Source organism: Prosthecodimorpha staleyi (assembly GCF_018729455.1).
Taxonomy (GTDB): domain Bacteria; phylum Pseudomonadota; class Alphaproteobacteria; order Rhizobiales; family Ancalomicrobiaceae; genus Prosthecodimorpha; species Prosthecodimorpha staleyi.
The window spans coordinates 181,277-204,898 of sequence record NZ_JAHHZF010000004.1 but is presented as its reverse complement, the minus strand read 5'-3'; the positions used below and the strand labels follow the sequence as shown (position 1 = coordinate 204,898).

Sequence of the window (23,622 nt, the reverse complement as noted above, 5' to 3'; positions counted from 1 at the left end):
GACGTGTTACACTTGTTCATATTCGCTTCCGGGAAAGATTTGCGGGCGCCCAGAGCCCGTCGCCCGAAGCGGCAGGGCCGCAAGAGGCGGGGCGCCATGGACGTTCGCCGGTTCGAAGAGCTTCTGGATCTCCGGGGCGACGATCTCGCCGCCTGGCCGCTCGACGAGCGGACGGAGGCGCTCGAACTGGTGCTGACCTCTCCGGCCGCAAGCGCCTGCCTCGACGAGGCGAGGCGCCTGCGCGCAGCCTTCGCCGAGCCGGTTCCGCCGGCCCCGACGGGTCTGTCCGACCGCATCTTCGCGAAGGCCTTCGCCCTGCCGCGCCGCCACGCCGCCCGGTAGGAACGGCCGTCCCGACCCGCCCGATCGCGGCCCCTCCCGATCGAATCCCTCTCGATCGAATCCCTCGCATTTTGACCACGAGCGCCGCTGTCCGGCGATCATTCGTCGTGCGGTCGCCGTGCACGACAATCATTCATTAACTATTGCCCGCCTGCCGACAGCATCGATTCTTCGGAATGAAGTTCATCGCTGAATTCCAGCGCCTGATTTCCCGAGCCGGTCCGTTTCATCAAGACAAGGCCCCATCCGGCCGCCGACCCAGGTCGCTGCCAGGGGCATGTCCCGATGTTCCTGCATGGAGTTGTTCCATGAGCTCGATCAGCTCGCTGTCGTCGCTGCTTTCGACGTCTTCTTCCGCCTCGACGTCCTCGACGTCTTCGACATCGAGCTCGTCCACGTCGACGACGACCGCCGATTTCCTGAGCCTGCTGGCGACCGAACTGCAGAACCAGGATCCGACCGATCCGACCGACGCCTCGGAACTGATGTCGCAGATGATGTCCTTCGCCAGCTTCGCCCAGCAGACGGAGATGAATTCGAGCCTGCTCAGCCTGCAGGAAAGCGTCTCGTCGATCGCCGAAAGCCTGTCATCCGCCACCGCTTCGGCCGCCTGAGGGAGCCCGCCATGAGCCTCTCCGGTGCGATCAATTCGGCCGTTTCGGCGTTGCGCGCCCAATCCCAGGCGCTCGCGGTAACATCCGACAACATCGCCAATGCCGAGACCTACGGCTACAAGACCAGCTATTCTCTGTTCGAGTCGCTGGTCACATCGTCCGGGTCGACGGTCACGGGCAGCTATTCGGCCGGCGGGGTCCAGGCGGCGACGCGGTCGAACGTGACCAGTTCCGGCCTGCTCGAATCGACCTCGAACAGCACCGATCTGGCCATCGACGGCCAGGGCTTCTTCGTCGTTTCGGCCGGCGACGGCACCGACACGCTCTACTACACCCGCAACGGCGCCTTCACGGTGAATACCGAGGGCGAGCTGACCAACAACGGCTACACGCTGCTCGGCTGGCCGACCGATGCCGACGGCAACGTGACCGGCGGTACCAATACCGAGAACCTGACCCCGATCGACATCGACAGCATCGCTTCGTCGGCTTCGGCGACAACGGAAGCCTCGGTCGTCGCCAACCTGCCGGCCAATGCCGAGATCGGCGACACCTTCACGTCGACCATGGATCTCTACGACTCGCTCGGCACGCCGGCCCAGTCGACGATGACCTGGACCAAGACCGCCGAGAATACCTGGACGCTGTCCTTCTCCGATCCGACCGCCTCCGGCGACACCACCACCACGGTCGGCACCGTCTCGTCGAGCGCCATCACGGTCACGTTCAACGGCGACGGCACGCTGGCCTCGACCGATCCGTCGCCGGCGACGCTGACGATCGCCGGCTGGACCTCGGGCGCCGTCGACAGTTCGATCAGCCTCGATCTCGGCACCGCCGGCTCGGCCAACGGCCTCAGCCAATATACCTCGTCCGCCTCGACCCTGACGGTGTCGCCGACCATCTCGCAGGACGGCAAGGCCTACGGCACCCTGTCGAGCATCGCGGTCGCCGACGACGGCACCGTCAACGCGACCTATTCCAACGGCCAGACAAAATCGATCTTCAAGATTCCGGTCGCCACCTTCACCAACGCCAACGGGCTCGAGGCTCTGAGCGGCGCGGTCTATCGGGTCACCGACGAATCCGGCGCCTCGACCCTGCATCTGGCCGGCGCGGATGGGGCCGGCACCATCCAGGGCTCGACGCTGGAGGCCTCGACCACCGATACCAACGAGCAGTTCTCCAACATGATCGCCGCCCAGCAGGCCTATTCGGCCGCCTCCAAGGTGATGTCGACGGCGAACGACATGTTCCAGACGCTGCTGCAGGTGGTGAGCTGACCATGGCGGCGCAGCCGGACGACGTTCGGGCCGACCTGCTGATCGATCGGATCGAGCGCCTGACCGGCATGGTCGGCGAACGGTTCGTGCGCAAGGCCGGTCCGCGCCGGTTGGACCCCGACGAACGCCGCGCCGCCCTGGTGGCGCTGGCCGAACTCAATGACGCGCTTGCCGCGCTGGAGCCGCTGCGCCGGCGGATCGGCCGCCGGATTGAAGGCGCCAGCGCCTCGAACCAGGCCTCGCTCGCCTATCTGCGCACCGCCCGCGCGCTGGCGGCCGGCCGCCGCTGACCCTCCGCTCGAACGACGAGACATCCGCCATGTCCGATCCTTCTCAGACCACCGGCGACGAAACGGCGCCGCCCGTCCTCTCGACCGCGCGCATGATCGAGGCGGTCGACCGGCTGATCGAGGTGATCAGCGCCGAGAACCAGGCGCTGGCCGGCGGCCTGCCGGTGGCCGCCGCCGCCGAGATCCCGCTCAAGCTGACGCTGACCGCCGATCTCGGCCGGGCCATGCGCCACATGTCCGGCACCGGCCAGCTGCGCACCGAGCGCGATGCGCCCGAACGCGCCCTGCTGATGGAACGCGCGCAACGGCTGGAGGCGGTCGTGGCCGAGAACATGGCGCGCCTGGACGGGGCCATCCGGGCGACCCGGCACCGGGTCGACGCGGTCATGGCCGCCCTGCGCGATCATGTCGCCCGCGACCGCGTCTACGGCAAGGACGCGCGCTCGACCGCGCTCCGCACCGGCTCGGCGGTCGGGCGCGGCTTCACCATCTAGCCCGGCGGTCCGATGCCGGCCGAGCGCCGGCACGACGCGGCCGGTTCCGATCCGACGGCAAGGCCCTGGAGGGCAGCAGCATGGTCATCTCGGTCGCGAGCAGGATCGCCTATTCGGGGCTGACGGCGGCCCAGGTCAAGATCAACGTCACCGCCGCCAATATCGCCAATGCCGACACAGAGGGCTATTCGGTCAAGACGGCGACGCAATCCTCCCTGGTCGCCGAGGGCATCGCCGTCGGCGTCTCGGTCACGGGCGTGTCCTCCAAGGTCGACCGGATTCTGCTGCGTTCGCTGATGACGGCGAAGAGCGACCTCGGCGCGGCCGAGACGACCGCCGACTATGCCGATCGGCTGCAGAGCCTGATGGGCAGCGTCTCGTCCGACGACGACAGCGGATCCTCGATCGCCGCTGCGGTCACGGCGCTGGAAAGCGCAGCCTCGGCGCTCGCCACCGACCCGTCCGACGCCACCGCTGCGGCCGAATTCGTGCTGGCGGCCGATGCCATGGCGACCCAACTGCGCTCCCTGTCCGCCTCCGTCCAGAGCCTGCGCGGCGATGCGGATGCCGACATCGCCGCGACGGTGTCCGAAACCAACGATGCCCTACACACCATCGACGAACTCAACGTCGCCATCGTCGCGGCACGCGCGCGCGGCGAATCCTCCGCCGATCTGGAGGACAAGCGCAATGCCGCCCTCGCCACAGTCGCCGGAGCCCTGGCGGTCACCTTCACGGTCGCCGACACCGGCGCCATGACGGTCGCCACCACCGGCGGCCAGACCCTGGTCGGCGCCAGCGTGCACGAACTGGGCTTCTCGGCCGTCGCGGCCATGACCGCCGACACGGTCACGTCCGCGATCACGGTCGACGGCCGCACGCTCGATCCGGGCTCCGGCACACTCGAAGCCCTGCTGACTCTGCGCGACGAGACCCTGCCGGCGACCCAGGACGCTCTCGACGCCCTGGCCGGTGCCCTGATCGACACCCTCAACGCGGTCACCGCGACCGGGACGGCGGTGCCGGCCCCGGACAGTCTGACCGGTACCGCGGCGGTTGCGGCGACCGATGCGCTCGACGGGTCGGGAACCTTGCATGTCGCGGTGCTCGATGCGGACGGCGCGGTGGTCAGCACGAGCGACCTCGACCTTTCCGCCTATGCGACCGTCGGCGATCTGGTCGATGCCCTCAACGGCATCGACGGCATCTCGGCCTCGATCGATGCGGACGGCCATCTCGCGATCGCGACCACGGCCGCCGACACCGGCGTGGCGCTCGGCGGCGATGCCGTCGTCGGCGGCGACGCGGCGTCCGTCGCGGCGGCCTTCGGCTTCAACGACCTCCTGACCGGCACCGGTGCCGCCGACATCGCCGTCCGCGCCACGCTTCTGGACGATTCCGGCGGGCTCGCGCTCGGCAGCCTCGACGACGGCGCGACCACGGTCGGGTCGATCGCGCTGGCGTCGGGGTCGCAGACCGTCGCACAGGCGCTGGCCGAGGCTTTGGGCGCGTCCCTGAACTTTTCGGCGGCCGGCCGGTTGTCGGCGCGCAGCACCGATCTTGCCGGCTATGCGGCGGCGATCGTCTCGGATGTCGCCTCGGTCGCGGCGCGGGCCGACACCGCCCTGACCACGGCGGAGACCGTCGAGAGCAATCTGTCGGCGTCCCTCAGTTCCGCGACCGGGGTCAATGTCGACGAGGAGACGGCCCGGCTGTCGCAATACCAGAACCTTTATTCCGCCGCGGCCAGCGTCATGGAGGTCGCCAACGAGATGTTCTCGACCCTGCTCGACATGGTGTCGAGCGCCACCTGATCGTGAACCGTCATGGCCATGCGCGTCGCAACCTTCTCCGGCACGTCCGATCTCGTCCAGGCCGCCATGCGCGTCCAGGCCGAGCAGGCCGACGCCACGCTCCAGCAGGCATCCGGCAAGGTCGCCACGGACTATGGCGGCTATGGTGCCGGAGCCGGGCGGATCATCGCGCTGGAGACCTATATCGACCGCACGACCATCTACGAGAAGGCCGCGACCGCGGCGCGCAGCCAGGTCGAGGCGGCGGCCAGCGCGGTCGGATCGATGGCCGATCTGCTCAACCAGTTCACCTCCGCACTGACGTCGATCGATTCGTCGCTGAGCGACGGCGCGACGCTGCAGGAGACGGCGGCCTCGATCCTCGACCAGATGACCGCCCTGATGAACACGAAATACCAGGGCCGCTATCTGTTCGCCGGTTCGGCCACCGACCTGGCGCCGGTGGTCCAGGACGCGATCGCACCGCAGACCACGCCGACCAGCGCCGATACCAGCTACTATGCCGGCACCGACGAGACCGCGTCGGTGCGCGTCTCGGCCGAGGAGGTGATCCGTTACGGCGTGACCGCCGACGATGCCGGCTTCGAGACGACGCTGCGCGCTCTCAGCCTGATCGCCGGCGCCGATTTGAGCGGTGGCGGCTACGACTCGGCGACCCTGACCGAGGCGCGAAGCCTGGTCGACACGGCGGTGAGCGGCCTCGCCACGGCCCAGGCCCGGCTCGGCCTCTCCTCCGCGGCGCTCGAAAGCGCCGTCACGGCGCGCCAGGACGACCGGACCTATGCGGAGACGGAGCTGTCGGGCAAGACGGATGTGGATGTCGCCGCCGTGGCGGCGCGCCTCTCCAGCTACCAGACCCAGTTGGAGGCCGCCTATGCGGCGATCGGCAAGATCCAGAGCCTTCGGCTCAGCGATTTCCTGAAGTGATCGCGGCCGATCCTGCCCGGAGCGGCACGATCGCGCGAACGCCGTCGTCCCGGCTGGGCGTCAGGCCGGCGCGTTCTTGCCCGCCGCCGTGCGACGCATGGCCAAGGCGAGAAGATCGAGATCGACGGCGAAATGCTCGACCAGACTTCGGCACATGTGGGTCCGATCGTCGGTGACACGGCTCATCTGCTCGAGGGCGTATTGGATGTCCCGGGCGCTATCGAGAACCGGTCGGGCGCGATGCGATTCGACGGCCATGTCGATCTCTCCGACTGCATGGGCGAATGCTTGCGCGGTATGGTTAATGAAACTCTAACAATTCGAACTTCGTTAATATTGCGGGTGCGAATCTTTTCGGAAATTTCGTCTTGCGACGCCTGATTGAAGAAAGCGCAACCGTTCCGATGCCCCGGGATGGTGCCCGGACCGGGCCGGGATGCTTGCCGGGCACGGCGCGGCGACGGCTGCCGGCGCCCCGAACCGGCCGGTGTCGCCTTGCGGCACGGCGCATGCGAACCAGCTTGAATTCGGCCCGCCGTCGGACGATATCAGCGGCTCCGGCGCGGCACCGGGGCTTCGGCCCCGCGTCCGGGCCGCATTCCCTTCGCGTGGGCCGGCCCGGACGAGCCGATGCGGCATCGTTCGGGCGGTCCCGTTCCCATCGTCGACGCAAGCCCGCCGCCGGAGCTCCCGCTCCGCCCGGCCCTTGCCCCAGGCCACGGATCGCCGAGACGCCATGAGCAGCACCGATACGATCGAGCAACCTGCCGAATCCCATGCCTTCCAGGCCGAGGTGGCGCGCCTTCTCCACCTGATGGTCCACTCGGTCTATTCGAACCGCGACATCTTCCTGCGCGAACTGATCTCCAATGCCGCCGACGCCTGCGAGAAGCTGCGCTGGCTGGCGGTGTCCGATCCTGCGCTGAACGCGGACGGCGCGCCGCTGGAAATCGTCATCGAGGCCGATCCGGCCGGCCGGCGGCTGACCGTCTCCGACAACGGCGTCGGCATGACCCGTCAGGAGCTGGTCGACAATCTCGGCACCATCGCGCGCTCCGGCACGCGCGCGTTCCTCGAACAGGCGAACGCCGCCAAGGACGCCGCGGCCGGCCAGGACGGCGGCGCAAAGGACGGCTCGCGTCTGATCGGCCAGTTCGGCGTCGGCTTCTATTCGGCCTTCATGGTCGCGGCCCGCGTCGTCGTGACCAGCCGCCGGGCCGGATCCAACGAGGCCTGGCGCTGGATCTCGGACGGGCAAGGTACGTTCGAGGTCGCCCCGGCCGACCTTGCCGATGCACCCGCGCGCGGCACCCGGATCGTGCTCGAACTGACCGAGGACGCCAAGGACTATGCCGAGGAGACGACGGTCGAGCGGGTCGTGAAGACCTATTCGGCGCATGTGCCCGTACCGATCCGCTTCGCCAAGGCCGGCGAGGCGGCCTCCCGGGAACTGACCGACGGCTCGGCCCTGTGGGCAAAGGCGAAGTCGGAGGTGACCAAGGAGGAATATGCCGAGTTCTACGGCAACGTCTCCGGCCAGTGGGACGAGCCTGCGCTGACCATCCACTACCGCGCCGAGGGCCGCACCGAATATTCGGTGCTCCTGTTCGTGCCGTCGATGAAGCCGTTCGACCTGTTCGATCCGGCGCGCAAGGGCCGCGTCAAGCTCTATGTCCGGCGCATCTTCATCTCCGACGAAGTCGAGATCCTGCCGGCCTGGGCGCGCTTCGTGCGCGGCGTCATCGACAGCGAGGACCTGCCGCTCAACCTGTCACGCGAATTGCTGCAGTCGAACCCGCTGCTGGAGACCATCCGCAAGGGCGTGACCGGCCGCATTCTCACCGAACTCGGCAAGCTCGCCACGTCGGATGCCGAGGCCTATCTGCGCATCTGGGAGGCGTTCGGCCCGGTCATCAAGGAGGGTCTCTACGAGGATCCCGACCGGCGCGACGATCTCTTCAAGATCATCCGCTTCAAGTCGACCAAGTCGGGCGACGGCTGGCGCTCGCTCGCCGACTATGTCGCGGACCTGAAGGAGAACCAGACGCGCATCCACTATGTGCTCGCCGACAGCCCCGAGCGGGCCGCCGCCAGCCCGCATCTGGAAGGCTTCCGCGCCCGCGATGTCGAGGTGCTGCTGCTGACCGACCCGGTCGATGCCTTCTGGGTGCGCACCGCGCTCGGCTATGACGGCAAGCCGTTCCAGTCGGTGACGCAGGGTGCGGCCGATCTCGACGCCATCCCGCTCGCCGAAGGGGCGCCGAAGCCGGATGCGGCGGCGGCGGGTGCCGCCGAGGTCGCCGCCGTCGTCGCCTTCGTCAAGGAGACGCTCGGCGACCGGGTCGCCGACGTGCGCAGTTCGACCCGTCTCGCCGAAAGCCCGGCCTGCCTCGTCGCGCCCGATTTCGGACCCGACAAGGAATTCGAGAAGCTCATGTCGCGCAGCCAGGGCCGCAGCGACTTCACCAAGCCGATCCTGGAACTCAATCCGCAGCACCCGCTGGTCGCCGCCATGGCGCGCCATCTGGCCGACACCGATCGGACGCTGGTCGAGGATGCCGGCTTCCTGCTGTTCGGCCAGGCCCGCATCCTGGACGGCGAGGCCCCGGACGATCCGGCCGATTTCGGCCGCCGTCTGGTTCATGTCATGCAGAAGCTGATGGTCTGACGCGGGTCCCGCATATCCTCGCCGAGGCGGCCCGTCCCAGGCCGGCCGCCTCGCGACCGAAAGCCGGCCGCCTCCGACGGCGTGCCGTCGGTCGGGCGCGCGCTACCAAGCCTATCCGGCGACCTGTCCGGCCTCCCAGCCGAGGATGGCGCGCTTGCGGGTCAGGCCCCAGTGGTAGCCGCACAGGTCGCCGGAGCGGCCGAGCACGCGGTGGCAGGGGACGACGAAGCTGAGCGGATTGCGGCCGACGGCGGTGCCGACCGCGCGGTTGGCCTTCGGGTTGCCGACATGGGCGGCGATGTCCGAATAGGTGGTGGCGCGGCCCATCGGGATGCGCAGCAGCGTGCGCCAGACGCGGATTTCGAAATCCGTGCCGATCATCACCACCTTCAGCGGCCGGTCGGCACGCCATTCGGCCGGATCGAACACGCGCGCCACGTAAGGGGCGGTGGCGGCGGCATCCTCGACATAGTCGGCCTGCGGCCAGCGCCGGGTCATGTCGGCGAGGGCCTCGGCCTCGCCGCCCGGTTCCGCGAAGCCGAGCCCGGCCAGGCCGCGATCGGTCGCCACCGCCAGCGCCGTGCCGAAGGGCGAGGGATGCAGGCCCCAGCGCATGGTCAGCCCGCGCCCGCGCGCCCGGTAGTCGCCCGGCGTCATCGCCTCGTGGGTGACGAACAGATCGTGCAGCCGCCCGGGCCCCGAAAGGCCGACCTCGTAGGTGGTGTCGAGCACGCTGGCGGCATCTTTCAGAAGCGCGCGCGCCGCATCGAGCGTGATCGCCTGCAGGAAGGCCTTCGGGGTCAGCCCGGCCCAGCGGACCAGGAGCCGCTGCAACTGGACCGGGGTCAGGCGCAGCTTGGCGGCGATCGCCTCGACGCTCGGCTGCTCGCGCCAGCGCTCGCTCATCAGTTCGATGGCGGCCTTGACCAGCCGATAGTCGCCGGCCGGATCGGCATCGAGATCGGTGCCGGCCGCGCCGACGGGCTGAGGCTCGAGATTGGCGAAGAGATCGAGGGTCATGGGCGGATCGCAGCGTCTTACGGGATTGGCTGCCGCGACCCTAGCCCGACCGGTCCCGTCCCGACACCCGATTTCGGACGGCCGGTTCGCGACGGGCCGTCATTCCGCGGCCCGCGCCGCGAGAAGATCGCCCGGTCGGCCCGATCTCGCCGCGGCGAGCGCCCGCCGGAAGGCCTCGGCGAAGGAGGTGCGGTCGTCCGGATTGAGAAAGCCGCCGATCGCCAGGCTGCGGCCATGCGAGCGCAGCGCGATGCGGGTGACGCCTTCGTCCTCGACCTCCTCGACATCGAGCCGAACCCAGAGCGGATTGAAACGGTATTCGGACACCGGGCCATGCGCAGCGATCCGGCGGACCACCACCTCGTGCGGCGAGACCGAGACCTCCTCGCGTGCCCGCGCCGCGCGATAGTTCAAGCGAAAGGCGAACCAGACGAGGCCGGCGTCGAGCCCGAGGAAGCCGCTCACCGGCCAGGCGCCGATCCGATAGAACAGGAGGCCGACCGCGAAGGATACGAGGGCCACCGCACCCATCAGGATCAGAAAGCCGCGCGGACCGAGCGACCTGTGCGGCAGAAGCACGGCTGAAAAGAAGGGCGTTTCGGCAAGGGCTGCGTTGCTGTCCGTCATGCCGCGAGAGTATAGATCCGAAATGGCCGCCGATCAGCAGAAGCCCAGGGAAAAATCCGTGAAAAGCCGTAGCCCAGCGGCAAAGCCGGCTGGCACGCGTCCTGCGGGGAAGGCGCCGTCGGCCGCCCAGCCGGCCGGCGCGACGACCCGGGCGGCGCCGATGCGGCCGAAGCCGGCGGCGCGGAAGGCTCCGGCCGGAAAGCCGGTGGGATCCTATACGGCCGACGAAATCCGCACCATCTTTGAGCGCTTTCGCGCCGTGGCGCCGGAGCCGAAGGGCGAACTCGATCACGTCAACCCGTTCACGCTGCTGGTCGCGGTGGTCTTGTCCGCCCAGGCGACCGATGTCGGGGTCAACAAGGCGACGCGCGAACTATTCCGGCTCGCCGATACGCCGGCCAAGATGGTCGCGCTCGGCGAGGACCGCGTGCGCGACCTGATCAAGACGATCGGCCTCTTCCGCAACAAGGCCAAGAACACGATCCTGCTGTCGCAGGCCCTGCTCGACCGCTTCGGCGGCGAGGTTCCGGCCGACCGCGACGCGCTGGTCAGCCTGCCGGGGGTCGGCCGCAAGACCGCCAATGTGGTGCTGAACGGCGCCTTCGGGCAGCCGACGCTGGCGGTCGACACCCATATCCTGCGGCTCGGCAACCGGCTCCGTCTGGCGCCGGGCAAGACCCCCGACGAGGTCGAAGCCGCGCTTCTGAAGGTGATCCCGGACGAATTCCTGCGCCACGCGCATCACTGGCTGATCCTGCACGGGCGCTATGTCTGCAAGGCCCGCAAGCCGGATTGCGCGCAATGCGTGATCGCCGATCTGTGCCGGAGCGACGAGAAGACCAATGCCGTGCCGCTGCCGCTCGAGATCGCCCGGGCCGGCTACCCGCGCGGCGCCGAGCCGGCGCCGGAGGCCTGACCGAACGCTCGGGTCCGATCGGTCAGTGCGGCGCAGGGAGGGTGCGCGCGCCCGTCAGCCGCTTGACCAGATGCACCATCAGGGCGATGCCGAACAGCGGCGTGATCAGGTTGAGCAGCGGCACGGCGAGCAGGCCGGCCATGGCGAGCCCGCCCATGAAGACGCTGCCGGCATGGCGTGCGCGCAGCTGCTCGGCCGCCGACGGCGGCATCAGGCGGCCGGCGGCGAGCTGGAAATATTCGCGGCCGAGCAGGTAGCCGTTGCCGACGAAGAAGGCGATCAGGTTGATCCCCGGCACCAGCAGGAGCAGGAAGGCGATCAGGTTCACGACGATCACCAGCGCGGTGAATTTCACGGTCGCTCCGATCGATTCCCTGAGCGGCACCGGCAGGCCGGGCGGATCGGCCGGATAGTGCGTGTGCTCGACCGTCGCGGCCACGTCGTCGAGGAAGAAGCCGGCCACGATCGCCGAGACCGGTGCGACCAGATAGGCGAGGCCGATGAAGATCAGCAAGCCGGAGACAAAGCCCGAAACCGTCGTGAAGGCATCGACATACCAGGGATAGTCGAGCGGATGGGTCGTGGCGAACCAGGCCGCCAGCGCCGCCACGGCGCGTGTGCCGGCCGCCCAGACCGCGGCCAGGACCAGCACCGAGATGGCGAGCGAGCGGATCAGAACCGAGCGGAAGGGCGGCGTGAAGACGTCCGAGAAGGCCCGCAGGGCGGCGACGATGGGCATCGGGGGCGGATCTCCGGACCGGTTGGTGGCCTGCCCGACATAAGTCCGGGGCCATCAGGCGGCAAGCCCGACAGGCGTGTCGGCCCGGCCCGGTTGCCGGGCCAGCCAGGTCCGGTCGGCGGCCCGGCCTGGTCGTGAGGCCCCGGATCCGGTCCGGCCGCGGCTCGGTTGCCGCAACGGGGCTTTTCCGTTAGAGGAGGGCACCCTTTCCGGCCGCCGCCCGGGCCGCCGCCCGTCCCTCCGGCCCGTCTCCCGATCCGCCCCGGCCGGTGCCGGACAAGCCCCTCTACCGAAAGACCTTTCCATGACGGATACGCGCTTCGACGTTCTCGGCATCGGCAACGCCATCGTGGACGTGATCGCGCAGGCGGACGACGACTTTCTGGTCCGCGAGGGGCTGGCCAAGGGCTCGATGCGGCTGATCGATGCCGCCGAGGCGGTGCGCCTCTACGACCATATGGGCCCGGCCCGGGTCATTTCCGGCGGCTGCGCCGGCAACACCGCCACCGGCGTCGCCTCCTTCGGCGGCCGGGCGGCCTTCATCGGCAAGGTGGCCGAGGACGAACTCGGCGGGCTGTTCCGGCACGACATCCGCGCGGTCGGCGTCCATTTCGACACGCCGGCGCTGGCGACCGGCGCCGCCCCGACCGCCCGCTCGATGATCCTGGTCACGCCGGACGGCGAGCGGACCATGAACACCTATCTGGGCGCCTGCTCGCATCTGACGCCCGACGACATCGATCCGGAGATCGTGCGCGCCGCCGGCATCACCTATCTGGAAGGCTATCTGTGGGATCCGCCGGCCGCCAAGGAGGCCTTCCGGGTCGCCGCGCACATCGCCCACGAGGCCGGCCGCCAGGTCGCGCTGACCCTGTCGGATTCCTTCTGCGTCGATCGCTTCCGCGCCGAGTTCCTGGAGCTGATCCGCTCCGGCACGGTCGATCTGGTCTTCGCCAACGCGGCCGAGGTGCATGCGCTCTACCAGACGGCCGATTTCGACACCGCGCTGGCGGCGCTGCGCGAGGATGCCCGCATGGCGGCCGTCACCCTGTCGGAGGCCGGCTCGCTGGTCGTCACCTCCGCCGCGACGGTGGCGGTGCCGGCCCATCCGGTCGAGACGGTCTTCGACACGACCGGCGCCGGCGATCTCTACGCCGCCGGCTTCATGTTCGGCCTCGCGCGCGGCTACGAACCGGCGATGTGCGCCGAATTCGGCGGCCTTGCTGCCGCCGAGATCATCGGCCATCTCGGCGCCCGCCCCGAGACCAGCCTCGCCGACCTCGCCCGCCAGAACGGCTTCTCGATCTGACGGGCCGTTACCGGATGCCGGCGCGCATGAAGGATTGGACGAACTGGCGCTGGAAGATCAGGAAGGCGATCAGCAGCGGGCCGGAGGTGATCAGCGTCGCGGCGGTGATGACCGACCAGTCGATGCCCTGATCGACCGAGGAGAAGACCGACAGGCCGACCGTCAGCGGGCGGGTCTCGACCGAATTGGTGATGATCAGCGGCCAGAGGAAGTTGTTCCAGTGGTAGCTGACCTGGACCAGCCCGTAGGCCAGGTAGATCGGCCGGGCGGCAGGCACATAGACCCGCCAGAGCACGCCGAGCGAGCCGCAGCCCTCGATGCGCGCCGCCTCGTCCAGTTCCTTCGGCACGGTCAGGAAGGTCTGGCGCAGCAGGAAGATGCCGAAGGCAGAGGTCAGATAGGGCAGCGCGATGCCCCAGATGGTGTCGACCGCCCCGATCAGCCGCATGGTCCGGTAGTTCACGACCGCCAGGATGTCGGGCGTGATCATCAACTGGAGCAGGACCAGGCCGAAGACCAGATCGCGGCCGCGGAAGCGGTAGCGCGCGAAGGCATAGGCGGCGAGCGTGCAAAGGATGCATTGCGCGCCGACGATCAGCGCCACGATCAGCACGGTGTTGAGGAAGTAGCGCGGGAAGGGCGCGGCCGCCCAGGCGCGGGCGAAATTCTCCAGCGTCATCGGCGCCAGGAGATCGAAGCGGGTCGCGTATTCGGCCGCGTGGAAGGCGGTCCAGGCGGCGTAGAGCAGCGGCGCCAGCCAGGCGAGACCGAGCGCCCAGGCGCCCGCGCTGGCGAGACGGTCGCGGGTGGCGTGACGGCGCATCGAGGTCCGGCTCCCGCTCATTGATAGTGCACCCGCCGGCCGGCGGCGACGAACTGGACCAGCGCCATCAGCGACAGGATGGCGAGCAGCACGATGGTCAGGGCGGTGGCATAGCCCTGGTCCCAGAACTTGAAGCCGACCTGATAGAGATGGAACAGCAGCACGTTGGTGGCATTGTCCGGCCCGCCGCCGGTCAGGATGAAGATGTGGTCGACCATCCGGAAGGCGTTGATCACGGCATTGACCAGGATGAACAGCGTCACCGGCATCAGGAGCGGCCAGGTGATGCGCCGGAACACGGTCAGGTCCGAGGCGCCCTCGATGGCCGCGGCCTCCTTGAGGTCCGGCGAGATGGTCTGCAGGGCGGCGAGATAGAAGATCATGAAGAAGCCCGCCTCCTTCCAGACCGTCACCACCATGACGGCCGGCAGGGCGGTCGCCTGCGAGCCCAGCCAGTTGGTGGCGCCGAAGCCGAACAGGCCGGCGATCTGGTCGAGCAGGCCGTAATGCGGCGTATAGAAGAACAGCCAGATATTGGCGACGGCGATCATCGGCAGCACGGTCGGGGTGAAATAGGCCATGCGCAGCAGGCCGCGCCCGGCGATCCGCCCGTTGACGAACAGCGCCATCGCGAGCGCCAGGGCGATCGAGAGCGGGATCGTGCCGAGCGCATAGACGAGGTTGTTGATCAGCGCCTTCCAGAAGATCGGGTCGGCCGCCATGTCCTCGTAGTTGGCGAGGCCGACGAAACGCGACGGACGGGCGCCCTTCGGCGTCGAATGGAAACTGTCGATCGCGGTGCGGACGATCGGGATATGGGTGAAGGTCGCGAACAGGGCGATCGACGGCAGCAGCAGCAGCCAGGGTTCGGCGCGCGCGGCGAGCGATCGGTTCGGGGACGGGATGGACACCGGTGTCGAGGCTCCGAAGGCGGCCGGATGCGGAACGTCCCGGGCCGCGGCCGGGACCGGAAGGCGGTGAGACCGGCATCGCCGGGCCGCACCGGAGCGGGTTCGATGCCGGAACCGAGGCCCCGGCATCGCGTCTCGGGGGACCGTGACCGCCGTCAGGCGCTCACGGCCGGATCGATCACTTATAGGCCTTCAGGATGCGGTCGGCCTCGGCCTGGGCGTCCTTCATGGCCTGCGCGGCGGTCTTGGTGCCGGTCAGCGCGGCCTGCAGATTGTCGTTGAGCGCCTTGGCGACGCGCTGATTGTCGTGGGTCGAGAGTTCGGCCACGGCATGTTCGAGCTGGTCGCGGGCGACGCCGGCGGCCGGGAAGCCGGCCAGATAGTCCTTCATCGCCTTGGTCTCGAAGGCAGCCGGGGAGACCGCCACATAGCCGGTGGCGATCGACCACTGGGCGGCGCGCTCGGGCTTGGTCATCCAGTCGGCGAAGAGCGCGGCGGCCTTCTGCTGTTCGGCCGAGGCCGCCTTGAAGACGTAGAAATTGCCGCCGCCGGTCGGCGAGCCGCGCTTCTTCTTGGCCGGCAGCATGGCGACGCCGAAGTCAAACTTGGCGTTGGTCCGGACGTTGGTCAGGTTGCCGGTGGTCGTCCACATCATGGCGACCTTCTTCTCGAAGAAGTCCTTCGGCGTGGTGCCCCATTCGACGATGCCCGGCGGATGGACCTTGTCCTTCTGGGCGAGATCCATCCAGTATTGCAGCGCCTCGACGACGTCCGGCTTGTCGTAGGCGACCTGCGTGCCGGCCTCGTTGGCGAGGATGGCACCGTTCGGCGTGGTCAGACCCTGGAACAGCCAGTAGGGGAAGCCGGAGGAGGGGATCGACACGCCCCACTGGGTGACGGCGCCGGCGGCGTCGCGCTTGGTCAGCTTGGCCGCCATGGCGCGCATCTCGTCCCAGCTCTGCGGCGCCTTCTCGGGGTCGAGGCCGGCCTCCTTGAAGGCCTCCTTGTTCCAGTAGAGCACGATGGTCGAGCGCTGGAACGGGATGCCCCAGGTCTTGCCGCCGGTCTGGCTGTTGGCCATGAAGCCCGGATAGAAGCTCTTGAACCAGGTCGCGGCCTTGTCCTTCGACACGAGGTCGTCGAACGGGACAATCGCGTCCTCGTCGATCAGGGTGAACATGTCGGTCGACAGCGCGACCGCCACCGACGGCGCGTCGCCGCCCTTCACGGCGGTCAGGATCTTGGCGATCGTGTCCTGGTAGGAGCCGGAATAGACCGCCTTCACCTTGATGCCCGGATTGTCCTTCTCGAAATCGGCGACCATGCCGTCGACGATCTTGGTCACCGGGCCGCCGACCGCGACCGGATAGTAGAAGGTCAGCGTGGTGTCGGCGGCCGCCGGGCCGGCGAAGCCGAGCAGCAGGGCCGCGGTGGCGGCCAGCGTGGTGCGTCGGGACATCCTCATGTCGGTCTCTCCTCAGGGGCTCGTTGGTTCCGGGATTGCGGCGGCCGAAGCCGGCATGCCGGCCGGGGCCGGTCTGCCGATCGGCGGGGACTCGATCCGGCGCCCGCTGGCGCCGTCGAAATGGTGCTCGTGAGCCGGCTCCCAGGCGAGGCCGGTGCGCTCTCCGACGCGCACGCCGGCGCGCCCCGGCAGCCTGACCGCGACGGTCTCGCCGGGCGTGCGGGCAAGGCCCACGATGGTGTCGGCGCCGAGATACTCGATGCTGGCCACGGTCGCGTCGCGGGCGTCGCCGGTCGGCGGGCCGAGGCGCATATGCTCGGCACGCACGCCGAGGATCGGATCGGAGGCGCCGCCGAAGCGCATCAGGTTCATGGCCGGCGCGCCGATGAAGCGGGCCGCGAAGGTGGTGGCGGGCCGCTCGTAGAGCTCGGCGGGGGTGCCGGCCTGTTCGATCCGGCCGTCCTTCATCAGGATGACCTTGTCGGCCATGGTCATGGCCTCGATCTGGTCATGGGTCACATAGATCATCGACAGGCCGAGGCGCTGCTGCAGGGCGCGGATCTCGACCCGCATCTCGCCGCGCAGCTTGGCGTCGAGATTGGACAGCGGTTCGTCCATCAGGCAGACCGGCTGCTCGGCGATGATCGCCCGGGCGAGCGCGACGCGCTGGCGCTGGCCGCCGGACATCTGGGCGGGCTTGCGCTTCAGATAGTCGGTGAGCCCGACCAGCGCGGCGACCTTGCCGAGCCGCTCGCGGCGTTCGGCCTTCGCGACGCCGCGCACCTCCAACCCGAAGGTGATGTTGTCGGCGACCGACAGATGCGGGAACAGCGCGTAGGACTGGAACACCATCGAGATGCGCCGGTCCTTCGGCGCCAGATGGGTGACCTCGCGGTCGGCGATCCGGATCGTGCCGCCGTCGGGATCTTCCAGGCCGGCGATCAGGCGCAGGGTCGTCGACTTGCCGCAGCCCGACGGGCCGAGCAGCACGCAGAGTTCGCCGGCCTCGACCCGGAACGAAATCCCGGCGACGGCCTTGCGTCCCTCATAGACCTTGGTGAGTTCCTGAACTTCGATACGCGACACGCGTCCCCGCCCCCCGGCATTGCGGACCATCGCGCGAGCCTGCGACAGTCCGATGACGGCCGTCACGACCTATCCGGCGCGAAGCCAGCGGCTGCGCACCCGAGCGTCGGTCGATGACGGCACTTCTCCCAGTCCGGATGCCGGCTCGGCGGCTTCCGGGGGTCGGAGACTAGCGCCTGTTGCCGGCAAGGGAAATCCGCTTCGTTGGATAACCATGCAGGAAGGCCGCGTCTCCCGGGTGGGAGATCGCGGCCCTGGTGGTCAAAGATGAAGTGGTCCGTCCGGAGATGGCAGCCGGTAGGGGCGGCCTGCGTGGCGGCCTTCGGCCGGCGTAGCCGGTTCAGCGGCACTTCATGGTGCGGCGCAGGATCGGGCGGCCGTAATAGTCGTAGCCGGCGATGACCTTGCGGGTGACGCAGAAGAGGTCGTCGCGGCCGTCGTCGTAGATCACCCGGCCGGTATTGCCGTTGACGATCAGCAGGCGGTCCTCGCCGGACTGGGCCGCCGGGGCGGTCAGGTCGTTCGGCGTGCCGGAGGATTCGGCGCGCGCCGCGGAGGCGCCGGCGACGGTGGCGAGCAGGGCGAGGGCGGCGAGGGCACGGAACGTCATGGCGGGCTCCTGGATCGGGTTCTGGCGGTCGAAGGTCTCGGCCGCCTCGGGTGAAACCACCTTGCGCCGTGCTCCTGGCTGCCGATAGGCCTCCGCCTGCCAATCGGATGGGAGGGCTCCAGCCTCCGCCGCACGGAGCGAAAGCCGAGGGCGGGCTTGCGCGGCCGACGTGAAAACGGCCGCCCCGGGCGGGACGGCCGTGTTCCAGGATCAGATGACTTCCGGCCGACGGATTACTTCGCCGGCGTCGTCGGGCTGCCGGCGCCGACCTTCTTGAGCAGTTGGAACAGGTCGTTGGCGGCTTCCGGCGAGGCGCGGTCGAGCGGCACCAGGTCCGGATTGCTGGACGGGTCGAGGCGCGGCGGCGCCAGGCTCATGTCGCGGGCGCTCGGGGGCGGTGCGGGCAGGGCCGTGCGGCTCTCCGGCATGCCCTTGTAGAGCCCGTCCAGGGTGCGGCGGACCAGCCACGGATCGGTCGCGACCGCGTCGCGCAGGAGGCTGTTGCGCGCGATGATTGACTGGTCGTAGGGCGTGAAGGCGGGCTGCTCTGGTGCGATCGCGAGCTGGGCCGAGGCCGGCGTCGTGGCCAGCCCGATCGTCAGGGCCATGGTGGCCGGCGCCATGCCGCTGGAGACGAGCATCAGGCCGGTCAGCAGAGTGGCGCCGCCGGGCGCCGAGCGGGGCCGCGTGGCGGCGCGGGGCGTTTCGGGATCGCTGGGACGATGGGCCATGGCCGTGGTTCCGTCTGTTGGCCGGGGCCGCAGGGCGTCCCGGAACATGAGAGCAAGCGTTGGTATCCGGGACCTGCAGCCGCTTCGGACGGACCGTCCGCCGGGCCGGCAAGCCCTCTTCGAAACTCATGATCGGCCTTCCCCGGTCCTTCCGCCAGGGGACGGACACCGCGGCCGCCTCCAATCGGCTGGGAGGCGCCCCGGTCGGTGGGTGGTGGCGGCGTGATCGGCCGCCACCCAGCCGGCTATTGCTGGACCGTGAACAGGCTCTGGGTCGAGATGGTCATGTCCTCGGTCAGGCTCTTGCGGATCGCCGCGACCGCGTCGAGCGCGAGCCGTTCGCCGTCGAGCGCCTTGATCGTTCCGATCAGCCCGGTCAGCGGCTTGTCGGAGGTGATCAGCACCATCATGTCGGCGCCGTAGGGGCGCTGCACGTCCATGTTGGCGAGCGTGTTCGGACCCGGCGGCAGCTGGATCCGGTCCTTGCCGATGATCGGATAGAGGAACTGGACGGTGCCGTCGAAGCTGATGTTGAAGAGCAGGTAGTGCTTGCTGCCGCCGGGCGGCAGCGTGGCCTCGACCTCGACCGTCTCGCCGGACTTGTAGGTCCGGTCCGAGGAGGCGCCGGCCGCGCCGGCCTTCTTGTCGAGCAGGCGCATCTCGATCGACCGGCCGCGGCCGATCTCCAAGAGTTCGCGACGGGCGATCTCGCGCTCGGCGATGGCCGGCAGATCGGTCGCCGGCGCATCGTAGGAGAGGGCGTCGCCGGTGGCGGTGACGACCCGGCCGTTGCGGCCGCCGGGGCCGGGCACGAAGACCAGGTCGGACTCGGACTTGTCGCGTGCCGGCGTGATGTCGAGATCGCCGGTCCGGCCGCGCGACGGGGCGATCGGCGCGCCGCCCTCGACGAAGATGCGGACGGCGCGGTTGGCGGTCTGCGGCCGGACCGCCTCGGCGCCGCCGAGATCGGCGGCCAGCCGGATCACCGTCTTGCCGCGCACCTCCGGAGCCTGATCGCTCGGCTGCAATTCGGGCGTCTGCTTGGATTCGGTCGCCTGGCGGACGAAAGGCTTGATGTATTGGAAGATCTCTTCCCGCGTCACGTCCCCGTCGCGGTTGGTGTCCGCCGCGCCCTCCAGGATGCGCGCGAAGGCATAGGACAGGGCGCCGCGATAGGTCGAGGCCCCGGCCGGGAGGCGCACTTCCGGAGCCTTGGTGTTGCGGTCGACGGCGGCCAGGAAGGTCAACGACGGCAGCATCTTCAGATGGTCGAATTCCGGCGGCAGGCCCGGATAGAGGAAGGACAGCGGGTCCTCGCCGGCGGCATGGCTCGGATAGGGCGGCGAGGCGCGGTAGGTCGGCTCCGGGGCACCGGCCACGACCTGACGGGTCAGGCCGCCGCCATGGCAGGTATCGGCCACGAACACGGCGCGGGCGCCCTTCTGCTCCAGCTTCAGGAGGCGCGCCTGGAACTCGCGTCCGAGGATGCGCTCGCCGGCCTCTTTGCGCTTGTTCGCCGGGATGCGGCCCTCGAAATTGGGCTGGAAGAAATCGCGCAGCAGGAAAACCTCGTACTTGTCGCCCTGCTTGGCGTCCTTCGGCCGCTCGGCCCCCCAGACCTCGGAATTGCCGTGGCCGGCGATCGAGAAGATGACCAAGTCGTCCTTCTGCGCACGGTCGACCATGGCGTCGAGGGCGCCGAGCACCTGATCCCGGGTCGCCTCGTTGGAGAGGATCACGCGCAGGTCGGATACGCCGTGCTTGCGCAGCACCGCGGCGATGTCCCGGGCGTCGTTCTCCGCGCCGTTCAGGCGGCGGATGTTGGTATAGCCGTCGATGCCGACCACGACCGCCCGGGTTGCGGCAGCGGCGGGTTCGGCGAGCCCGACGAGGCCGGCGAGCACCGAGGATCCGAGGAGGGTCAGAAGGGTCTTGGACACGGGAGGCCTCGCGGCGCTGGGGCTATGGTTCGGATGGCACGGCCGGGGCGCTGTTCGCCTCCGGCGCGCCGGTCATTCCCAGATCAACTCGACGCGGCGGTTGAGCTGGTCGATCTCGTCCTGGCGGTAGCTGCTGCCGTCGGACAGATCGAGCGGCTTGCGCTTGCCCATCGGGACCACCGCATACTGGGCATCGCCGATGCGTGACTGGACGTAGCGGGCGACCGCCTCGGCGCGCCGCTTGGAGAGGTCCATGTTGTAGGCGTCGGTGCCCTTCTGGTCGGTATGGCCGACCACCTTGATCGTGCTCGGTTGGGCGTTCTTGATGACGCCGATCAGCTCCTGGATGGCGTCCTGGCCGACCTGGGTGAATTCGGCGCTGTCGAACTTGAAGGTGATTGGCGGGATCTTGACCGCCTGGATGCCGCGCGTATTGAAGGCATCCGAATAGGCGCCGCCCGGCTGGCCGCGATGGTTGGTGGTCGCCACGACGAGCGTGCCGGCGCCCTGGTTGGCGGCCAGCAGGCGCGCCTCGTTGGCGCGCTTGACCAGCAGCCGGCCGCGCTCCATCAGCTGATCGTTGCCGCGCGCGATCGGATCGAGCAGGTCGATCGCCTTCTGGTAGGAGGCCGCGGCGGCCTTGAACTCGCGCGCCTCGAGCTGATCGTCGGCGAGCCGCCAATAGGCGTCCCACACCCCGCCCTTCTCGGCGGCGAGCTGCAGCAGGCGGCGTTCCTCCGCCGGATTGGCCGGCTTCGGCCCCATCGCGTCGACCTTGCGCAGCACGGCGCCGGCGAAGGCGGCGCGCGACTTGTCGGAAGTGTCCTTCGGGCAGGCGTCGTAGATCGGCGTCAGCAGGCTCTCGGCGGTCTCGGGCGTCGGCGACCTGAGGACGCCGCCGAGTTGGCCGAGCAGGTCGCGGCAGTCGGCGGCCTGCGCCGGGGTGACCTGCGGCAGGGTCAGCGCGGCCAGGGTCAGGCAGAGGACGGCGCTTCGCTTGAACATGGGGTCCCCCCTCGCGGAAATCGGTCTCGTCTCGGATCCATTCGGCGCCAGGCGATCGACGACCCTGTCGCCCGGCCCTGTTGTCGAGGCGATTAAGGCAGAGCCGGCGGGGCTGGTCCAGCGGCCGAGCGTCCCCGCGGCCCGCAAATGGATTGGAACCGTTCTGCCGCCATCATGGCGCGCGTCGGTTCACGCCACGGTGACGGATCGGCGAGCCGGGCCCAAAAAGCCCGTGATCGCGCGGATGGCCTGTTCGCATGCGGCTGCCCCCGGGCCTCCGGCACGGTGCCCGCCGGCGCGCGCCGCTCGCGGATCGCGTTTCCGGGGGCATCGGATGCCGGCCGCCGGCCGTGGCGGTCGGGCGGCGCAGAGGACTTCCGGCCCTGCCGGCGGCCTGGGCGGTCCGACCCGGGCGGTCCGACTCGGCGGCGGGTCAGACCCAGCCGCCGTCGACCACATAATGCTGGTTGGTGCAGCCGGAGGCCTCGTCGGAGGCGAGGAAGACGGTGAACTTGGCGATGTCGGCCGGCACCATGCGCCGCTTCAGGCACTGGCGCTGCATCAGTTCGGCCTCGCCCTCCGGCGTCAGCCACTTCTCGATCTGGCGCTCGGTCATGATCCAGCCCGGCGCGATCGCGTTGACGCGGATGTTGTATTGTCCGTAGTCGCGGGCGAGCGACCGGGTCAGGCCGATCACGGCCGACTTGCAGGCCGTATAGGCGGCCATGCCGCCCTGACCGATCATCCAACTGACCGAGCCGAAATTGATGATCGCCCCGCCCTGGGCCGCCTGCATGTCCGGCAGGACCGCCTGGGCGGCGAAGAACTGGTGCTTCAGGTTGACGGCGATGCGCTCGTCCCAGAACTCTTCCGTTACGGTCGGCGTCGGGTGCCGTTCGTCGTGGGCGGCGTTGTTGACCAGCACGTCGATCGGCCCGAGGGCGTTGCGGATCGCCTGGATGGCGGTCTTCAAGGCGCGGATGTCGCGCAGGTCGAGCGGCCGGTAGAGCACCGTCGCCCCGCCCGCGGTCAGGTCTGCGGCCAGTTTCTCGGACGGCCCTTCGGCGATGTCGACGAAGGCCACGCGGCACTTCTGGCGCGCGAACTGGCGCACGATTTCGGCACCGATCCCCGAGCCTCCGCCCGTCACCAGCACCGTCTTGCCTTCGAGATCGGGATAGATCGCACCGCTCATCGTCGCGTTTCCTCCACATTCTTTGCGGGGTCGGTTCGGGCCGGCCCCTTTCGGATCGCCTGGTGGGTCGCCGCCTGCGCCTGTTCGACCAGCGACAGCATGGCGGCACGGGCGCGCAGTCCATTGCGCGCCGCAACGGCTTCGTAGACTTCGCGATGATCGCCGAGCGGGTCGCTGGGCATCGCACCGACGCGCTGCTTGACCATGGTGGTCCAGCGGATGGTGGCGCCGATGCCGCTCGACAGCACCGTCAGGGGCTCGTTGCGGGCGGCGGCCAGCAGTGCATGGTGGAATTCGAGGTCGGCGGCCAGGCTGGTCGCGGTGGATAGATTGTCGGCGCTCATCCGCTCCAGCGCGACCAGCATGGCCTGCAGATCGGCCTCCGTGCGCCGCTCGGCCGCCAGCGCCGCGGCTTGCGGTTCGACGATGCGGCGCAGTTCGAACAGCGAGTCCAGAAAGGTCACGCTCGGCCCGGCCTCGAAATGCCAGGCCAGCACGTCCGGGTCGATCAGGTTCCAGCGCGCGCGCTCGGTGATGCGGGTGCCGGTCTTGGGCCGGCTCTCGACCATGCCCTTGGCGGCCAGAATGCGCACGGCCTCGCGATAGGCGGTGCGCGAGACGGCCAGTTTCTGGCTGAACACATCCTCGTTCGGCAGCACGTCGCCGGGCTTGTACTGTCCGCCGACGATGGCCACCGCAAGGTCATGGGCGATCGACCCATGCAGGCGACGGCGATCGTTGGGACCGACGGGAGCCAGATCCAGACCCGTTGGATCGACGGTCCGACGTCGCGCGTTCATGTCCTTCGCCCCC

General features: G+C 69.3%; 24 protein-coding genes. 10 read left to right on the top strand and 14 right to left on the bottom strand.

What is annotated here, in order from left to right; all coding sequences use genetic code 11:
- Positions 1 to 96 precede the first annotated feature (96 nt).
- The 7 genes from KL771_RS09340 to KL771_RS09310 all read left to right on the top strand — a co-directional run bounded on the left by KL771_RS09340 (position 97) and on the right by KL771_RS09310 (position 5,764).
- Positions 97 to 342, top strand: a complete 246-nt coding sequence (locus KL771_RS09340; protein WP_261968271.1) for a hypothetical protein — start codon at positions 97 to 99, stop codon at positions 340 to 342.
- 308 nt (positions 343 to 650) lie between these two features.
- Complete coding sequence (locus KL771_RS09335; protein WP_261968270.1) at positions 651 to 956, top strand: flagellar hook capping FlgD N-terminal domain-containing protein; 306 nt, start codon at positions 651 to 653, stop codon at positions 954 to 956.
- Positions 957 to 967: 11 nt separating this feature from the next.
- Positions 968 to 2,239: a flagellar hook protein FlgE gene (gene flgE / locus KL771_RS09330; RefSeq protein ID WP_261968269.1), complete on the top strand. Its 1,272-nt coding sequence runs from the start codon at positions 968 to 970 to the stop codon at positions 2,237 to 2,239.
- Positions 2,240 to 2,241: 2 nt separating this feature from the next.
- Positions 2,242 to 2,529: a hypothetical protein gene (locus KL771_RS09325; protein ID WP_261968268.1), complete on the top strand. Its 288-nt coding sequence runs from the start codon at positions 2,242 to 2,244 to the stop codon at positions 2,527 to 2,529.
- A 29-nt stretch (positions 2,530 to 2,558) separates the two neighbouring features.
- Complete coding sequence (locus KL771_RS09320) at positions 2,559 to 3,023, top strand: hypothetical protein (protein ID WP_261968267.1); 465 nt, start codon at positions 2,559 to 2,561, stop codon at positions 3,021 to 3,023.
- Between the two features lie 80 nt (positions 3,024 to 3,103).
- The gene (gene flgK / locus KL771_RS09315; protein WP_261968266.1) at positions 3,104 to 4,837 is read left to right on the top strand and encodes a flagellar hook-associated protein FlgK; all 1,734 of its coding nucleotides are present in this window, start codon (positions 3,104 to 3,106) and stop codon (positions 4,835 to 4,837) included.
- 12 nt (positions 4,838 to 4,849) lie between these two features.
- Entirely contained in the window at positions 4,850 to 5,764 is a 915-nt protein-coding gene (locus KL771_RS09310; protein ID WP_261968265.1) for a flagellin, read from the top strand.
- A gap of 60 nt (positions 5,765 to 5,824) precedes the next feature.
- Here the strand turns inward: KL771_RS09310 and KL771_RS09305 are convergent, their stop codons facing one another.
- Positions 5,825 to 6,022, bottom strand: coding sequence for a hypothetical protein (locus tag KL771_RS09305; protein ID WP_261968264.1), 198 nt, complete (start codon positions 6,020 to 6,022; stop codon positions 5,825 to 5,827).
- 478 nt (positions 6,023 to 6,500) lie between these two features.
- Here KL771_RS09305 and htpG point away from each other — a divergent pair, with 478 nt between their 5' ends.
- Positions 6,501 to 8,432: a molecular chaperone HtpG gene (gene htpG, locus KL771_RS09300; protein ID WP_261968263.1), complete on the top strand. Its 1,932-nt coding sequence runs from the start codon at positions 6,501 to 6,503 to the stop codon at positions 8,430 to 8,432.
- Between the two features lie 111 nt (positions 8,433 to 8,543).
- On the opposite strand, the gene KL771_RS09295 is transcribed toward htpG, so the two are convergent.
- Both KL771_RS09295 and KL771_RS09290 read right to left on the bottom strand, forming a co-directional pair.
- Positions 8,544 to 9,452 carry a methylated-DNA--[protein]-cysteine S-methyltransferase gene (locus KL771_RS09295; RefSeq protein ID WP_261968262.1) on the bottom strand — a complete coding sequence of 303 codons (909 nt, stop codon included), beginning with the start codon at positions 9,450 to 9,452 and terminating at the stop codon, positions 8,544 to 8,546.
- A 99-nt stretch (positions 9,453 to 9,551) separates the two neighbouring features.
- The gene (locus KL771_RS09290; RefSeq protein WP_261968261.1) at positions 9,552 to 10,079 is read right to left on the bottom strand and encodes a DUF2244 domain-containing protein; all 528 of its coding nucleotides are present in this window, start codon (positions 10,077 to 10,079) and stop codon (positions 9,552 to 9,554) included.
- Between the two features lie 22 nt (positions 10,080 to 10,101).
- Here KL771_RS09290 and nth point away from each other — a divergent pair, with 22 nt between their 5' ends.
- On the top strand, positions 10,102 to 10,995 hold the full coding sequence (nth, locus tag KL771_RS09285) for an endonuclease III (RefSeq protein WP_390866571.1): 894 nt from the start codon (positions 10,102 to 10,104) through the stop codon (positions 10,993 to 10,995).
- 22 nt (positions 10,996 to 11,017) lie between these two features.
- On the opposite strand, the gene KL771_RS09280 is transcribed toward nth, so the two are convergent.
- Positions 11,018 to 11,734: a sulfate transporter family protein gene (locus KL771_RS09280; RefSeq protein ID WP_261968259.1), complete on the bottom strand. Its 717-nt coding sequence runs from the start codon at positions 11,732 to 11,734 to the stop codon at positions 11,018 to 11,020.
- A gap of 304 nt (positions 11,735 to 12,038) precedes the next feature.
- On the opposite strand from KL771_RS09280, the gene KL771_RS09275 reads away from it, so the two are divergent.
- On the top strand, positions 12,039 to 13,043 hold the full coding sequence (locus KL771_RS09275; RefSeq protein ID WP_261968258.1) for an adenosine kinase: 1,005 nt from the start codon (positions 12,039 to 12,041) through the stop codon (positions 13,041 to 13,043).
- Between the two features lie 7 nt (positions 13,044 to 13,050).
- On the opposite strand, the gene KL771_RS09270 is transcribed toward KL771_RS09275, so the two are convergent.
- From KL771_RS09270 to KL771_RS09225, 10 genes are all read right to left on the bottom strand, one after another.
- Entirely contained in the window at positions 13,051 to 13,866 is an 816-nt protein-coding gene (locus KL771_RS09270; RefSeq protein ID WP_261968257.1) for a carbohydrate ABC transporter permease, read from the bottom strand.
- 17 nt (positions 13,867 to 13,883) lie between these two features.
- The gene (locus KL771_RS09265) at positions 13,884 to 14,777 is read right to left on the bottom strand and encodes a carbohydrate ABC transporter permease (RefSeq protein WP_261968256.1); all 894 of its coding nucleotides are present in this window, start codon (positions 14,775 to 14,777) and stop codon (positions 13,884 to 13,886) included.
- A gap of 178 nt (positions 14,778 to 14,955) precedes the next feature.
- Positions 14,956 to 16,242, bottom strand: coding sequence for an ABC transporter substrate-binding protein (locus KL771_RS09260; RefSeq protein ID WP_390866570.1), 1,287 nt, complete (start codon positions 16,240 to 16,242; stop codon positions 14,956 to 14,958).
- Positions 16,243 to 16,254: 12 nt separating this feature from the next.
- The gene (locus KL771_RS09255; RefSeq protein WP_261968534.1) at positions 16,255 to 17,328 is read right to left on the bottom strand and encodes an ABC transporter ATP-binding protein; all 1,074 of its coding nucleotides are present in this window, start codon (positions 17,326 to 17,328) and stop codon (positions 16,255 to 16,257) included.
- 340 nt (positions 17,329 to 17,668) lie between these two features.
- A complete protein-coding gene (locus KL771_RS09250) occupies positions 17,669 to 17,998 on the bottom strand; it encodes a hypothetical protein (protein WP_261968255.1) in 330 nt (109 codons plus the stop codon).
- A gap of 173 nt (positions 17,999 to 18,171) precedes the next feature.
- Positions 18,172 to 18,669: a hypothetical protein gene (locus KL771_RS09245; RefSeq protein WP_261968254.1), complete on the bottom strand. Its 498-nt coding sequence runs from the start codon at positions 18,667 to 18,669 to the stop codon at positions 18,172 to 18,174.
- Between the two features lie 245 nt (positions 18,670 to 18,914).
- The gene (locus KL771_RS09240) at positions 18,915 to 20,609 is read right to left on the bottom strand and encodes a caspase family protein (protein WP_261968253.1); all 1,695 of its coding nucleotides are present in this window, start codon (positions 20,607 to 20,609) and stop codon (positions 18,915 to 18,917) included.
- A 72-nt stretch (positions 20,610 to 20,681) separates the two neighbouring features.
- Positions 20,682 to 21,614 carry an OmpA family protein gene (locus tag KL771_RS09235; RefSeq protein ID WP_261968252.1) on the bottom strand — a complete coding sequence of 311 codons (933 nt, stop codon included), beginning with the start codon at positions 21,612 to 21,614 and terminating at the stop codon, positions 20,682 to 20,684.
- Positions 21,615 to 22,047: 433 nt separating this feature from the next.
- Positions 22,048 to 22,809, bottom strand: coding sequence for an SDR family NAD(P)-dependent oxidoreductase (locus KL771_RS09230; protein WP_261968251.1), 762 nt, complete (start codon positions 22,807 to 22,809; stop codon positions 22,048 to 22,050).
- Positions 22,806 to 23,609, bottom strand: coding sequence for a FadR/GntR family transcriptional regulator (locus KL771_RS09225; RefSeq protein ID WP_261968250.1), 804 nt, complete (start codon positions 23,607 to 23,609; stop codon positions 22,806 to 22,808). Before KL771_RS09225 ends, KL771_RS09230 begins: the two co-directional genes overlap by 4 nt.
- Positions 23,610 to 23,622 lie beyond the last annotated feature (13 nt).